The 12,968-nt window shown below is 71.6% G+C and carries 12 protein-coding genes; 3 read left to right on the forward strand and 9 right to left on the reverse strand.

All coding sequences use genetic code 11. The annotated features are described in order from the left end of the window. Positions 1-34: 34 nt before the first annotated feature. Together AB0J80_RS10685 and AB0J80_RS10690 are read right to left on the reverse strand one after the other, a co-directional pair. Entirely contained in the window at positions 35-2,209 is a 2,175-nt protein-coding gene (locus AB0J80_RS10685; RefSeq protein ID WP_364703078.1) for a bifunctional glycosyltransferase family 2 protein/CDP-glycerol:glycerophosphate glycerophosphotransferase, read from the reverse strand. After that, the gene (locus AB0J80_RS10690; protein ID WP_364703080.1) at positions 2,206-4,209 is read right to left on the reverse strand and encodes a DUF5941 domain-containing protein; all 2,004 of its coding nucleotides are present in this window, start codon (positions 4,207-4,209) and stop codon (positions 2,206-2,208) included. The genes AB0J80_RS10685 and AB0J80_RS10690 overlap by 4 nt, the downstream gene beginning before the upstream one ends. Before the next feature lie 217 nt (positions 4,210-4,426). On the opposite strand from AB0J80_RS10690, the gene AB0J80_RS10695 reads away from it, so the two are divergent. Then, positions 4,427-4,609 (forward strand): PspC domain-containing protein, encoded by a 183-nt coding sequence (locus AB0J80_RS10695; protein ID WP_364703083.1) that lies wholly within the window; start codon positions 4,427-4,429, stop codon positions 4,607-4,609. 10 nt (positions 4,610-4,619) lie between these two features. On the opposite strand, the gene AB0J80_RS10700 is transcribed toward AB0J80_RS10695, so the two are convergent. From AB0J80_RS10700 to pdxH, 7 genes are all read right to left on the reverse strand, one after another. Beyond that, positions 4,620-5,369: a DUF4230 domain-containing protein gene (locus tag AB0J80_RS10700; protein WP_364703086.1), complete on the reverse strand. Its 750-nt coding sequence runs from the start codon at positions 5,367-5,369 to the stop codon at positions 4,620-4,622. Between the two features lie 40 nt (positions 5,370-5,409). Beyond that, positions 5,410-6,579 carry an acyl-CoA dehydrogenase family protein gene (locus AB0J80_RS10705; protein WP_364703087.1) on the reverse strand — a complete coding sequence of 390 codons (1,170 nt, stop codon included), beginning with the start codon at positions 6,577-6,579 and terminating at the stop codon, positions 5,410-5,412. A gap of 19 nt (positions 6,580-6,598) precedes the next feature. Next, the gene (locus AB0J80_RS10710) at positions 6,599-6,895 is read right to left on the reverse strand and encodes a type II toxin-antitoxin system VapB family antitoxin (protein WP_189205918.1); all 297 of its coding nucleotides are present in this window, start codon (positions 6,893-6,895) and stop codon (positions 6,599-6,601) included. Positions 6,896-6,963: 68 nt separating this feature from the next. Then, positions 6,964-7,587, reverse strand: a complete 624-nt coding sequence (locus AB0J80_RS10715) for a nitroreductase family protein (protein ID WP_364703090.1) — start codon at positions 7,585-7,587, stop codon at positions 6,964-6,966. Between the two features lie 3 nt (positions 7,588-7,590). Then, positions 7,591-8,520: an aldose 1-epimerase family protein gene (locus AB0J80_RS10720; RefSeq protein WP_364703092.1), complete on the reverse strand. Its 930-nt coding sequence runs from the start codon at positions 8,518-8,520 to the stop codon at positions 7,591-7,593. A 10-nt stretch (positions 8,521-8,530) separates the two neighbouring features. Continuing rightward, positions 8,531-9,844: an MFS transporter gene (locus AB0J80_RS10725; protein WP_364703094.1), complete on the reverse strand. Its 1,314-nt coding sequence runs from the start codon at positions 9,842-9,844 to the stop codon at positions 8,531-8,533. Then, a complete protein-coding gene (gene pdxH, locus AB0J80_RS10730) occupies positions 9,841-10,467 on the reverse strand; it encodes a pyridoxamine 5'-phosphate oxidase (RefSeq protein WP_364703688.1) in 627 nt (208 codons plus the stop codon). Before pdxH ends, AB0J80_RS10725 begins: the two co-directional genes overlap by 4 nt. 203 nt (positions 10,468-10,670) lie before the next feature. On the opposite strand from pdxH, the gene AB0J80_RS10735 reads away from it, so the two are divergent. Together AB0J80_RS10735 and serC are read left to right on the forward strand one after the other, a co-directional pair. Further along, on the forward strand, positions 10,671-11,777 hold the full coding sequence (locus AB0J80_RS10735) for a citrate synthase 2 (protein WP_364703097.1): 1,107 nt from the start codon (positions 10,671-10,673) through the stop codon (positions 11,775-11,777). 30 nt (positions 11,778-11,807) lie between these two features. Then, complete coding sequence (gene serC, locus AB0J80_RS10740; protein ID WP_364703100.1) at positions 11,808-12,929, forward strand: phosphoserine transaminase; 1,122 nt, start codon at positions 11,808-11,810, stop codon at positions 12,927-12,929. The last annotated feature ends 39 nt before the right edge of the window (positions 12,930-12,968 follow it).

Genomic DNA, 12,968 nt, shown 5'->3' on the forward strand with positions numbered 1-12,968 from the left:
AAATCGTCACAGCTGTAAATGTCTGACCGGGCGGTCACCCAGCGTCGTCGCCCAGCAGGACGCGGCGGACCACCCGCTCGGCGGCCCTCCCGTCGTCGAGGTAGCAGAACCGCTCGCGGAACCGTGCCCGATCCCGCCCGGCGTCTGCACCTTCGTACGCACCGGTGGCGAACACCTCGACCAGCTCGGCGAGGCTGGTGGCGACCGGCCCCGGCGGAAGCTCCATGAGGTCGAAGTACACCCCGCGCAACTCCCTGTACGCCGCCCAGTCCGGCGCGTAGATCACGAGCGGCCGGTCGAGCACCGCGAAGTCGAACATCGCGGACGAGTAGTCGGTCATCATCACGTCCGCGGCGAGATACAGGTCCTCGACCACCGGGTACGCCGACACGTCCACGATCCGTCCGCGCCGGGCCTGCGCCGGCTGTTCCGCGCTCACATAGAAGTAGTGGGCGCGTACCAGCAGCACGGTGTCCGGGCCGAGGGTGTCGGCGAACGCCTCGAGGTCCAGCACCTGCCGGCCCAGCGGCAGCCACTCGCGGTGCGTCGGCGTGTAGAGGACGGCGCGCTCGTGCGGCCGGATGCCGAGCTTCTCCCGTACCGCGGCGGTGTCGGCCGGCGTCGCGGTCGCCAACCGGTCGTTGCGGGGATAGCCGACCTCGAGCGTCTCGTGGCGGCACGGATAGGCCCGGTCCCAGGCGACCGTCGTGTGCGCGTTCGCCGAGATGCTGAAGTCCCAGCGGTCCGCCCGCCGCATCTGGGCGTGGAAGTCCTGGTCCTTCGCGGCCGCCGGGTGGTCGGCCTGGTCCATGCCCATCATCTTCAGCGGCGTGCCGTGATGGGTCATCACGTGCGTGGTGCCCCTGCGCTTGACCGCCCAGTTCGGCCAGTTGACGTTGTTGACCAGCCAGCGGGCCCGGGCCAGCGCGCGGTAGTAGGCCAGCGAGCCGGCGACCACGTACTCCGTGCCGGCCGGAACCGTCCTGACCCGCCCCCGGCCCACGACCCACACGCTGCGCACGCCGGGTGCCAGTTCGGCCGCCTTGCGCGCGATGGCGGCCGGGTTGCAGGTCACCCCGCGATACCAGTACGCGGCGTACAGGGCGAGGTTCCGGTCCACGGGAAGCCGCAGCTGCGCCCGGTAGTACGCCTGGTACGCGGCTTGGCGTACCCGTTTGGCGAGTCCCTTCGCCTTGACCACCGGCACGCGCCGGACCCGGTCGACGGCCCGGACCACGCGGATGGCCCGCTGCATCACCTGGAAGGGCAGGAACGCCCCTCGGGCCACGAACCGGTGCCGCAGTCCCATGGCACCCGGCGGAGCCCGGTAGCCGGTGACCGGCCGGTAGCGGTGGTAGTCCTCGGTGATCCGGTCGAAGAAGCGCCGGCGGGACGCCTTGGGCACCCGCTGGGCGTTGCGCAGCACCACCAGGTAGTGCCACATCATGCGCTGGAACAGCACCGGCCGCAGTGCCCCGGCACTGTCGCTGTACTCGTCGACCAGCGTCATCGCGTGACCCCAGTGGTCGAAGACCTCGAAGTGGCGGTCGTCGAGGGTACGGGTGATCGCGCCGGTGCGGCGCTGGCGGTAGTGCACGCAGATCCGGCCCAGGCCGCTGATCCGGGGAGCCGCGGCGAGCAGGGGGAAGGTGAACGAGACGTCCTCGTACCAGCCCGTGCCGAAGCGGAAGCCGAGCTTGAGCAGCAGGTCGCGGCGCACGACCTTGTTCCAGGCGACGTGCAGCGTGTCGAGGATCCGCGGCCACTGCTCCGCCGTGAACGTCTCGGGCGCCTGGGCGAGGAGCCGCCCCGCCCTGGGCACGACCACCTGTCCGTCCCAGTTCACCCGGTCGAAGCCGACCACCAGCACGTCCGCCCCGGTGTCGGCGATCCGGTCCGCGACGGCGCTCAGGGCACCCTGGGCGAGCCAGTCGTCGCTGTCGACGAACCAGACGTACTCGCCCACGGCGTGGTCCAGGCCGGCGTTGCGGGCCTGGCCCAGGCCCACGTTCTCAGGGAGCGAGAGCACGCGGACGCGGGGGTCGCGGGCGGCGTACTCGGCGAGGATGGCGCCGCTGTGGTCGGGCGAGCAGTCGTCGACCGCCACCACCTCGAAGTCGGCGAACGACTGCTCGAGCAGCGAGTCCAGGCACTGGCGCAGGTAGCCCTGCACCTTGTACACCGGGAGCACGACGCTGAGCAGCGTCATCGACGTCCCCCGCCTCGCCAGTCGCGTATCGCCCCCGTCAGGAACCCCAGGCCCGTCCCGGCGGCCAGCAGCAGCTGCCCGAACGTCGCGGCACCCGCCAGCGCGAAGAGCACCAGCAGCACGACCCGTCCGTCCCAGCCGAGCAGGGCCCGCTTCGCGGTCGCGTCGGGCGCGCCCTTCTCCATCCTCGCGGTCAGGTCGTAGTGGTGCAGTGCGAGCACGAACAGCAGCGCGAACGCCACCGGCGGCGACACGTCGCAGATCATCGCGACCGCGACGACCATCAGGTATTCCGCGGCTCGGAGTCCCGCGGGCACCAGCCAGTCCAGCGGGCCGCCGTGCGACGCCCGCGCCGCCAGCCCGCCCCCGAGCACCAGCAGCGCGGCGACCAGGAGCCACAGGGACGCGTTCCCGGCCCGGACCAGCTCGATGCTCCCGAGCTCCCACCGGGTTCCGCGCGGCACCCGGCCCGCCGCGACCGCGCCGATCAGGGCGAGAGGAGCGATGGCGGCGACCGCCGCCCACAGCAGCGGCCGGGACAGGTCCGCGGCACTCACCGTTCCGCGGACCAGCCGGCCGTCGTCGCGGTGCCGCGAGGTGTCGACCGTGTCCAGCACACCGACGCGCATGGCGACCGAGCGCAACGATCGCAGACCCAACGTATACGCGGCGGCGAACAGCCCCCAGCCCACGACCGCGGCGAGGGCCACCCGCCCGTTGGTCAGCGCCGCCAGAACCGCGATCAACGCCCAGCGCTCGCCGATCGGGAAGACCACGATCCGCTTCAGCCAGTACGCGGCCGACCCGGTGTCGGCCTGCACCTTGTTGGAGGCGCGGCTGAGCCGGGCACCCATCCCGCCGCCGGCGTCGGCGTTGCCGGCGGTGCCCACGGCCTGGCGGGCGGCGGCCTCGTCGTGCAGGGCCCCGTACCAGGTGTCGGTCATGTGGCGGACGGTCTGCAGGACGATCGCGGTGATGGCCAGCGGCCAGGCGTACGGGAGCCCTGCCCGCTCGGCTCCGGCGGCGAGCCCGGCGTAGACCGCATACTCCTTCGCCCGGTCGGCCATCGTGTCCAGCCACCCGCCGAAGGCCCCGAACCGCCGCGTGTAGCGGGCGAGCTGCCCGTCGACGCAGTCGAGGACGAACCCGAGGTAGAGCAGCACGGCCCCGGCGATCATCGCGGGCCGTGACGCCTCCCAGAAGGCGAGTGCCGCCGCGACCGCGAAGAGCACGGACAGCGCGGTGACCCCGCTGGGTGTCAGGCCGGCGCGGGCGCACAGCTTGGTGACCAGCGGCGACCAGGAGCTGACCGCGTACGTGGTGAAGAAGTCGTCCTTCTCCTTGACGGCGAGCCGCAGCAGAGCCTTGTCCTCGTCGACGGCCGCGACCGCCGCCTGGGCCGCGGCCAGCTCGGCGTCGGTGTGCACGCGTTCGGCGTGCAGCAGGCGTACCCGGGTGGCGATCGGCACCAGCCCCGACGCCAGCAGGGCGGGCAGCAGTGCCTCGAGGGCGTTGCCCACCGAGGGCGCCCGGGTCATCACGTCGGTGGCGCCGCCGTTCTCGCCGGCGACGATGGCCTCCTCCGCGGCCGCCGCCACCAGGCGCAGGTCCCCGGGGGCGAGGCAGAGCGCACCGAGGAAGCGGGTGGGGCCGTCGGCAGCGGGCACCAGCCGGCCGCGGTCCTCGCGAAGATCGCCGCCGGCGCCGGTTGCGGTGGCCGCGACCAGGGCGGTGCTGCGGCCGGCGGGCTCGGTGGCGAGCGTCCACAGCAGACTGGGATGCGCCACCAGGTCGTCGGCGCAGAGCAGCAGCGGCTCCTTCGCGCCCGCCGCGATCCGCGCGATGTCGCGCAGCTGCGCCGCGACGTCGCCCCCGTCGGCGGTGAGCACCGCCGACGCTCCGGCTGCGGTCAGTCCTACGGTCAGCTCGTCGGCAAGCCTGCCGGCGGCGGCCGGGTCGAGGTCGTTGCCGGTGCTGCCGCACAGAACGGCGAGCGTCACCGCGACATCCCTCCCACCAGAAGCCGCCCGGAGCCGCAGCGCATAGGGGGCGGAATTGCCCCGATGTTAACAGCGGATCGGTGACGGGTACGGGGAGCCCTTACGGGAATGTGAGCCGCCTTCTCCCCCTCGCGACCGAGGGCGCAGGTGCCCCGCGCTCGTACCGTGGATCGCAGGTCAGGCACACTGCCCGGCCGACGACGAAGGAGTGGATGACATGGCTCGCCGACTGGCCCGCCCCCGCGACGACCGATGGATCGCCGGCGTGTGTTCCGGCCTGGCCCGCCGCTTCGGCGTGTCCTCCGGCATCATGCGGCTGATCTTCGTGCTCTCCTGCCTGCTGCCCGGACCGCAGTTCCTGATCTACCTGATCCTGTGGGTCATGCTGCCCAACGAGTGAGGGGCGCGGGTCACGGGTTGGTGAACTCGACGGTGACCTTGGTGTAGCCCAGCCGCTCGAACAGGCTGGTGAGCATCTTCTCGGTGTTGTCCCGCGCCCGCTGGTCCAGGCCGCTGGCGCGGGCAGCCTCCGTGATCCGCTGCTGCGCCTGCTGGTAGACCCGCTGCTGCTGGTCAGGGTTGCTGGAGAAGGCGTCGCCGATGCGGTTGAGCAGGCCGCGCTCCTCCGCCACGACGTAGCTGCGCTGCATGTCCAGGGCGGCCTGGCCCTGCTGCGGCGGTGGCAGCTTGATCTGGACGGACTTGTTCTCCTCGTCGACGGTCAGCGCGCTCGACGACAGCTGGCCGAAGTCGACGTACTCCTCGACCGTGCCCGCGCCGACGAACAGCGTGCGCTTGTTCAGCAGGAAGTCCGGGATGTTCTCCTTGTTGTCCTGCAGGTCGACGATCACCTGGAAGGACCCGTCGGCGGCGACGTAACGGCTGAGGTCGCGCATCGACTGGAGCAGGACCGGCTGGCTGCGGTCGGTCGTCTTGTCGGCGAACGGGTTGTCGAAGCTGGGCAGCACGTTGATCGCGCGCAGCCCCAGGCACATCGCCACGATGACGGCGAAGACCACACCGGTGAAGACGACGACGCGCGCGAAGCCGCCGATGCCGGGCGACCGCTCCGGCGGCGGCTCGGCGGCCGTCGCCGGCCCGGGCTCCGCCACGGCCGGATACTCCCTGGTCGGCTCATCCACCTCGTTCGAGTTGGCCATGGTGCTAACGGTACGGCCGGGGTGCGACAACCGCAGCGGCTCAACCCCCGAATGCGTTCAGACCGGTCAATTTCTGCCCGATGACGAGCTGGTGAATCTCGGAAGTTCCCTCGTACGTGAGCACGCTCTCGAGGTTGTTGGCGTGCCGCAGCACCGGATACTCGCCGCTGATGCCGTTGCCGCCGAGGATGGTGCGGCACTGACGGGCGATCTTGATGGCCTCCCGGACGTTGTTGAGCTTGCCGATGCTCACCTGCTCCGGCCGCAGCCCCGCGCTGTCGCTGCGCCGGCCGAGGTGCAGCGCGAGCAGGTAGCCCTTCTGCAGCTCGAGCGCCATGTCGGCGAACTTGGCCTGGGTGAGCTGGAACCCGGCGATCGGACGGCCGAACTGCTCGCGGGAGGTCGCGTACGCCAGGGCCGTCTCGAGGCAGTCGCGTGCGGCCCCGAGGGAGCCCCAGACGATGCCGAACCGGGCCTCGGTGAGACAGGAGAGCGGCGCCTTGAGCCCGCGCGCGAGCGGCAGCCGGGCGGAGTCGGGCAGCCGCACGTCGTCCAGGGTGATCTCGCCGGTGGCGGAGGCGCGCAGCGACAGCTTCTTCTTGACCTCCCGCACCGAGAAACCGCGGGTGGCCGTCGGCACGGCGAAGCCGACGATCCCCTCCTCGGCGCGGGCCCAGATCACGGCCACGTCGGCGAGCGGCGCGTTGGTGATCCACATCTTGCCGCCGTGCAGGACCCAGTCGTCGCCGTCGCGGCGGGCGCGGGTCGCCATGGTCGCCGGGTCCGAGCCGTGGTCGGGTTCGGTGAGGCCGAAGCAGCCGATCAGCTCCCCCGCGGCCATGCCGGGCAGCCACTGCTGCTTCTGCTCCTCGCTGCCGAACTTCCAGATGGCGTACATGGCGAGCGAGCCCTGGACCGACACGAGCGAGCGGACACCCGAGTCGGCGGCCTCCAGCTCCAGGCAGACGAGGCCGTACTGCACCGCGGACGCGCCGGCGCAGCCGTACCCGGTCAGGTGCATGCCGAGGAAGCCCAGCTTGCCGAACTCGCGGGCGAGGTCACGGACGGGTACCTCGCCGCGCTCGTACCAGTCGGAGACGTGCGGGCGGACCCGGTCGTCGGCGATCCGGCGAGCGAGCTCGCGGACGTCGCGTTCCTCGTCGGTCAGCAGGTCATCGAGGTCCAGCAGATCCAGCGGTGAGACGGCCATGCCGTTAAAACTAACAGCGTTAGTTGTCGATGACGAGCACTCTGGCGTGGATCTGGTTGCGTTGCTGCAGCGCGGCCCGCAGGGCGCGGTGCAGGCCGTCCTCGAGATAGAGGCCGCCGTTCCACTCCACGACGTGCGGGAACAGGTCGCCGTAGAAGGTCGAGTCCTCGGCGAGAAGCTTGTCGAGCGCCAGCTCACGCTTGGTGGTGATCAGGTCGGCCAGGCGGATCGGCCGGGGCGGGATCTCGGCCCACGCCTTCAACGTCGTGTGATGGTCGGGGTACGGCGCTCCGTCCCGTACCGCTTTGAAGATCACGACGGCACGCTCCCCTCCGGTCCCTCGCTCTGGCCTTACCCGGCGGACGGGCCTGTACGCCTGCCAGCCTAGCGAGCCGCCGTCGTCCCCCCGGCGGTCCACCGGCCATGATGCACCACATCGTCCACCGGCCGGTGCCCGCGGCGCAGTGACGGTGACCTCTTGTCCGGGGCCGGATAGCCCACGGAGAGCGCGCCGACCGGGGTGAATTCATCAGGTATGCCAAAAGCGTCCCGGAAAGCGGCGATGCGCTCCGCCGGTACGCCGAAGAACAGCGAGCCCAGGCCCTCGTTGACCGCGGTCAGGTGCATGAGCAGCGCCGCGAAGCCGGTGTCGACGTCCCAGTACGGCACCGGCCACCGGCTCTCGTCGCGGTCGGTCCACCCCTTGTCGGGCTGGGCGTACCGGTCCAGGTAGACCGACTTGTTGGAGAGCGCCACGATGATCAGAGGTGCCGTCCGCAGCCGCTGCAGCCAGGAGTCCGCCGGTCCGCCCGCCGCGGTGACCGACCAGTAGCGCTCGCGGTCCTCGGGCTCCTGCAGCACCAGGAACCCCCAGCCCTGCGAGAACCCGGCCGACGGGGCCCGCAGCGCATGCTTGACCAGCTTGTCGACGATCTCCGGGGGCACGGGGCGCTCCGGGTCGTACGTGCGCACCATCCGGCGCCGACGCAGGACCTCGTCGAACTCCACGGCTCAGGCCGCCGCGGGCCGGATGCCCCAGGACGCCCGCCAGGTCTGCCCCGGCGCCAGCACGATCAGGTCGCGGCCGGACCGGAAGGCGTCCGGCGGGCAGGTCATCGGCTCGATGGCCAGCGACCGCCGGAACCGCTCGCCGTGCAGGGTGTCGCCGCTGAACACCTGCCACCACTTGAAGGCGGCGTCGCCCCAGACGGTGACGGCCTGGCTGCCGTCCGGTGCCGCGATGGTGACCGAGGAGCCGCCGTCGGGCTCGGTGTCCAGGTCGCCCCAGGTGGTGTCGAGGACGGCGTTGCCGATGCGTCGCGGCTCGGTGTAGTCGAACTCCGTCCCGGCCACCCGCACGGCACCGATGGGCAGCAGCCGCTGGTCGGCGAGGATCCTGCTGCGCCCCGGGACCCGCAGCAGCGTGTCGTCCACGGCCACACCCGGCAGCTGCAGGTACGGGTGGACCGAGAAGCCCCACGGCGCGTTCGCGTCGCCGGTGTTCGTGACCTCCTGCTCGGCGCGCAGGCCGTCGGCGGAGACGCTCCACCGGGTGCGCAACGTCAGCGACCACGGGTAGCCGACCTGGGCCGGCAGGTCGAACTCGAGCGTGACCGAGCCGGCGGACTGCTCCGCGAGGCGCCACCGGGACCAGTTGGCGAGCCCGTGGATCGCGTTGTGCTTGTCCGGCTCGGTGAGGGGAAGCTGATATGTCGTGCCCTCGAACGTGTAATGGCCGTCGCGGATGCGGTTGGGCCAGGGCGCGAGGATCTGGCCGGCGCACGCGGGCGAGATCTCGTCCGGCCCGAACCCGTCCAGCACCTCACGGGCGCCCACCGCGTACTCCCGCAGCACGCCACCGACTTCGGCGACGGTGGCCCGGTGGCCGTCCGCCTCGATCGTCCACTGAGTCCCGGACTTCGCCGCCACTACATCGGTCATGACCGTGACACTATCGTCCGGCCTCGCTGCCGGCCGGAGGGCGGTATCGAACGAGGGCAGGGAATGCCAGGCCCAGCACCACCGCCAGCCCGGCCGCCGCGAAGCCGCCGCCGGCCCAGGACGCGGTGGGACCGGCGAGGTCGGCGGTCGCACCCGCCCGTAGATCGCCCAGGCGAGGACCGCCCGCGACCACCACCGTGAACACGCCCTGCAGCCGGCCGCGCAGCCGGTCCGGGGCGTACACCTGCAGGATGGACTGCCGGTAGACCGCGCTGACGAGGTCAGCTGCGCCGCCGACGGCCAGCAGCAGCACCATCAGCCACAGCGAGGTCGCCAGGCCGGCGAAGCCGACCGCCACGCCCCAGCCCACCACCGCCAGGACCAGCGCGACGCCCTGCCGCTTCACCCGGCCGATCCAGCCGGACGTGAGGCCGCCGACCACTGAGCCGATGGCGATCGCGGCGAAGAGCCAGCCCACCGCGGACCCGCCGCCGAACCGGTCCTCCGCGATCTCCGGGAAGAGCGCACGCGGCATGGCGAGCACCATCGCGACGATGTCGACCGCGAAGGACAGCAGCAGCACCGGCTGGGTGGCCAGGAAGCGCAGGCCGTCGGCGATGCCACGCAGGCCGGCGGTGGGCTTCTCCGTCTCACCGTCGTCGTGCACAGGAGGGATGGGCGGCAGCCGGTAGGTCGCCCAGAACGAGATCGTGAAGAGGGCGGCGTCCACCGCGTACGCGATCGTCACGCCGGTCCCGGTCGACCAGGCGCCGAAGATCAAACCCGCCGCCAGCGGGCCCAGGACGCCGCCGGCGGTCGTCGTCGTGTACGCCAGGGTGTTGGCCGCCGGCACGAGCGCCGCCGGCACGATGCGCGGGATGATCGCCTGGCGGGCCGGCGAGCTGATCGCGAACCCGGCCGACTGCACCGCGGTGAGCGCGAGCAGCAGCACGCCGCTGCGTACACCCAGCAACGCCTGCACCAGCAGCCCCACCGTGGACAGCCAGGCCAGCGTCGAACTGGCGAGCAGCAGCTTGCGGCGATCGACCACGTCCGCGGCGGCGCCACCCCACAGACCGAAGATCAGCAACGGTACGAGTCCCGCGATGCCCAGCAGCCCCACCCACGCCGACGAGTGAGTGATCGAGAACATCTCCACCGGCACGGCCACCGAGGTGAACTGGAAGCCGAAGAACGAGACCCCGTTGCCGATCCACATCCGCCGGTACGCGACCCCGCGCAGCGGCCGTACGTCGATCACCCAGCTCTTGCGTTGTCTTTCCTCGACGACCTTCTCGGCGGCTTCCACCGGCTCCTGGCTCACGGGGCCAGCCGCTCGACGACCCAGCCGTCCCCGGTCCGGCGGAACCGCAGCCGGTCGTGCAGGCGATTGCTGCGGCCCTGCCAGAACTCGACGGTCTCCGGCACGACCCGCAAGCCGCCCCAGTGCGGCGGGGGCGGCACCGCCCCGTCCTGGCCGAAGCGCTCGACGGCCTCCGCCAAGCCGGCCTCCACCGCGTCGCGCCCGGGCACGACCTGGCTCTGCGGGCTGGCCCACGCGCCGAGCTGCGAACCCCGCGGCCGGGTGGCGAAGTACGCCTCGGTCTCGGCCCGGTCCACCCGTTCCACACCGCCGCAGACGATCACCTGCCGCTGCATCGGGAACCACGGGAACACCAGGCTGACCTGGGGGTTCTCCAGAGCTTCGGTGCCCTTGCGGGACGTGTAGTTGGTGAAGAACACGAAGCCGCGTTCGTCGTACCCCTTGAGCAGGACCGTGCGCGCGCTCGGCCGCGCCGACGCGTCCGCGGTGGCCACGATCATCGCGTTGGGTTCCGGGAGCGCGTATTCCAGCGCGTCGGTGAACCAGCGCGCGAACTGCTCCGGCCAGGTGGCCGCCAGATCGGTCTCGAGCAGCTCGCCGCGCTCGGTGTAGTCGCGCCGCATGCCGGCCGGCGACGGTTGTTCGGACGTCACATACGTTCCTTTTCCCAGATCGACCCAACGAACCTAAGTCGCGTACGCCGGCACGTCCCCTCAGGAAGGATAGGTGTCGCAGACAGCACATTCCCGCGGGTCGACCTCCCGGTCACCGGCGGGCAAGATGAAGCATCCACGGCTTTCGTCCAGCCGGACTCCCAGGAGGCGTCGTGTCCGATTTCAAGCCGGGCCTGGAGGGCGTCGTCGCCTTCGAGACCGAGATCGCCGAACCCGACAAGGACGGCGGCTCCCTGCGCTACCGCGGCGTCGACATCGAGGACCTGATCGGCCAGGTGTCCTTCGGCAACGTGTGGGCGCTGCTGGTCGACGGCCGGTTCGGCCCCGGGCTGCCGCCGGCCGAGCCGTTCCCGGTGCCCGTGCACTCCGGCGACATCCGGGTCGACGTGCAGTCCGCGGTCGCCATGCTCGCGCCGTACTGGGGGCTGTCCCAGCTGCTGGACATCGACGATGAGCAGGTCCGCGCCGACCTGGCCCGGGTGTCGGTCACCGCGCTGTCGTTCGTGGCGCAGGCCGCCCGCGGCCTGGGCCTGCCGGCCGTGCCGCAGAAGGACATCGACAAGGCGCAGACGATCGTCGAGCGGTTCATGAAGCGCTGGCGGGGCGAGCCCGACCCGCGCCACGTGAAGGCGGTCGACGCCTACTTCATCTCCGCCGCCGAGCACGGGCTGAACGCCTCCACCTTCACCGCCCGGATCGTCGCCTCCACCGGCGCCGACGCGGCCGCCTGCATATCGTCGGGCATCGGCGCGCTCTCGGGCCCGCTGCACGGCGGAGCGCCCTCCCGGGTGCTGCACATGATCGAGGCGGTCGAGCGCAGCGGCGACGCGGAGGGTTACGTCAAGGGCGTGCTCGACCGCGGCGAGCGGCTGATGGGCTTCGGCCACCGGGTCTACCGGGCCGAGGACCCGCGGGCCCGGGTGCTCCGCCGGACGGCCAAGGAGCTCGGCGCGCCGCGCTTCGAGGTGGCCGAGGCGCTCGAGCGCGCCGCCCTGGCCGAGCTGCAGGCCCGCAAGCCCGACCGGGTGCTGGCCACCAACGTGGAGTTCTGGTCGGCGGTCGTCCTCGACTTCGCCGAGGTCCCCGCACACATGTTCACCTCGATGTTCACCTGCGCCCGGGTGGCCGGCTGGAGCGCGCACATCCTGGAACAGAAGAAACTCGGTCGCATCGTGCGCCCCAGTGCGCGTTATGTGGGACCCGCGTCCCGCAAGCCGCAGGACGTGGAGGGCTGGGACGCCGTCCCGCATAATCTGTAGTCGCTTCGCCACCACCCGGAAGGACCCCCCGTGACTGACCCGATCCGCATCCCGGACGACCTCAAGCCCGTCGACGGCCGGTTCGGGTCCGGACCGAGCAAGGTCCGGCCGGAAGGCGTCGAGGCGCTCTCCCGGGTGGCGAAGACCTTCATGGGTACGTCGCACCGGCAGAAGACCGTCAAGGAGCAGGTCGCCCGCCTGCGCACCGGGATCGGGCAGTTCTTCTCCCTTCCGGACGGCTACGAGGTGATCATCAGCAACGGCGGCACCAGCGCCTTCTGGGAGACCGCCGTCTTCGGCCTGATCCGCGACAAAGCCCAGTTCGCGGAGTTCGGGGAGTTCGGCGCCAAGTTCGCCAAGGCTGCCAAGGACGCGCCCTTCCTCGCTGAGCCGACCGTGCACAAGGCACCCGGCGGCAGCGCGGCCTACCTGACCGCCGAGGCGGGCGTCGACGCGTACGCGAGCGTGCACAACGAGACGTCCACCGGTGTGGCCGTACCGGTCAAGCGGGTCGCGGGCGCCGACCCGGGCGCCCTCATGCTGACCGACGCGACCTCCGGCGGCGGCAGCCTCGAGGTCGACCTCACCGAGACCGACGTCTACTACCTCGCGCCGCAGAAGGCGTTCGGCTCGGACGGCGGCCTGTGGATCGCCCTGATGTCGCCGGCCGCGATCGAGCGGGCCCACGAGATCAAGGCGTCGGGCCGCTACATCCCGCAGTTCCTCGACCTGGTCACCGCCATCGAGCAGTCACGGCTCGAGCAGACGTACAACACCCCGGCGCTCGCGACCGTCTTCCTCGCCGCCGAGCAGGTCGACTGGATGAACGCGCAGGGCGGCCTCGGCTGGGCGGCGAAGCGCAGCGCCGAGAGCGCCGCGGCGATCTACGGCTGGGCCGACCGCTCGCCCGTCGCGTCACCGTTCGTGACCGACCCGGCACTGCGCTCCTCCGCGGTGGCCACGATCGACTTCGCCGACGGGGTGGACGCGGCGGCCATCGCCAAGGTGCTCCGCGCCAACGGCATCGTGGACACCGAGCCCTACCGCAAGCTGGGCCGCAACCAGCTCCGGGTGGCGCTCTACCCCACCGTCGACCCGGCCGACGTCGAGGCGCTGACCCGCTGCATCGACTTCGTCATCGAACGACTCTGAACGATTCGGCGTCACCGCCCGTACTGACGGGCGGCAATG

It is taken from the genome of Actinoplanes sp. NPDC049548, assembly GCF_040676695.1.
Classification (GTDB): Bacteria; Actinomycetota; Actinomycetes; order Mycobacteriales; family Micromonosporaceae; genus Actinoplanes.

Excerpts from the sequence above, each read along its gene's own strand:
- pdxH (WP_364703688.1), bottom strand. The coding sequence starts at position 10,467 with ATGCGGCGCGACTACACCGAGCGCGGCGAGCTGCTCGAGACCGATCTG.
- AB0J80_RS10705 (WP_364703087.1), bottom strand. The coding sequence starts at position 6,579 with ATGGCCGTCTCACCGCTGGATCTGCTGGACCTCGATGACCTGCTGACC.
- AB0J80_RS10720 (WP_364703092.1), bottom strand. The coding sequence starts at position 8,520 with ATGACCGATGTAGTGGCGGCGAAGTCCGGGACTCAGTGGACGATCGAG.
- AB0J80_RS10695 (WP_364703083.1), top strand. The coding sequence starts at position 4,427 with ATGGCTCGCCGACTGGCCCGCCCCCGCGACGACCGATGGATCGCCGGC.
- AB0J80_RS10700 (WP_364703086.1), bottom strand. The coding sequence starts at position 5,369 with ATGGCCAACTCGAACGAGGTGGATGAGCCGACCAGGGAGTATCCGGCC.
- AB0J80_RS10685 (WP_364703078.1), bottom strand. The coding sequence starts at position 2,209 with ATGACGCTGCTCAGCGTCGTGCTCCCGGTGTACAAGGTGCAGGGCTAC.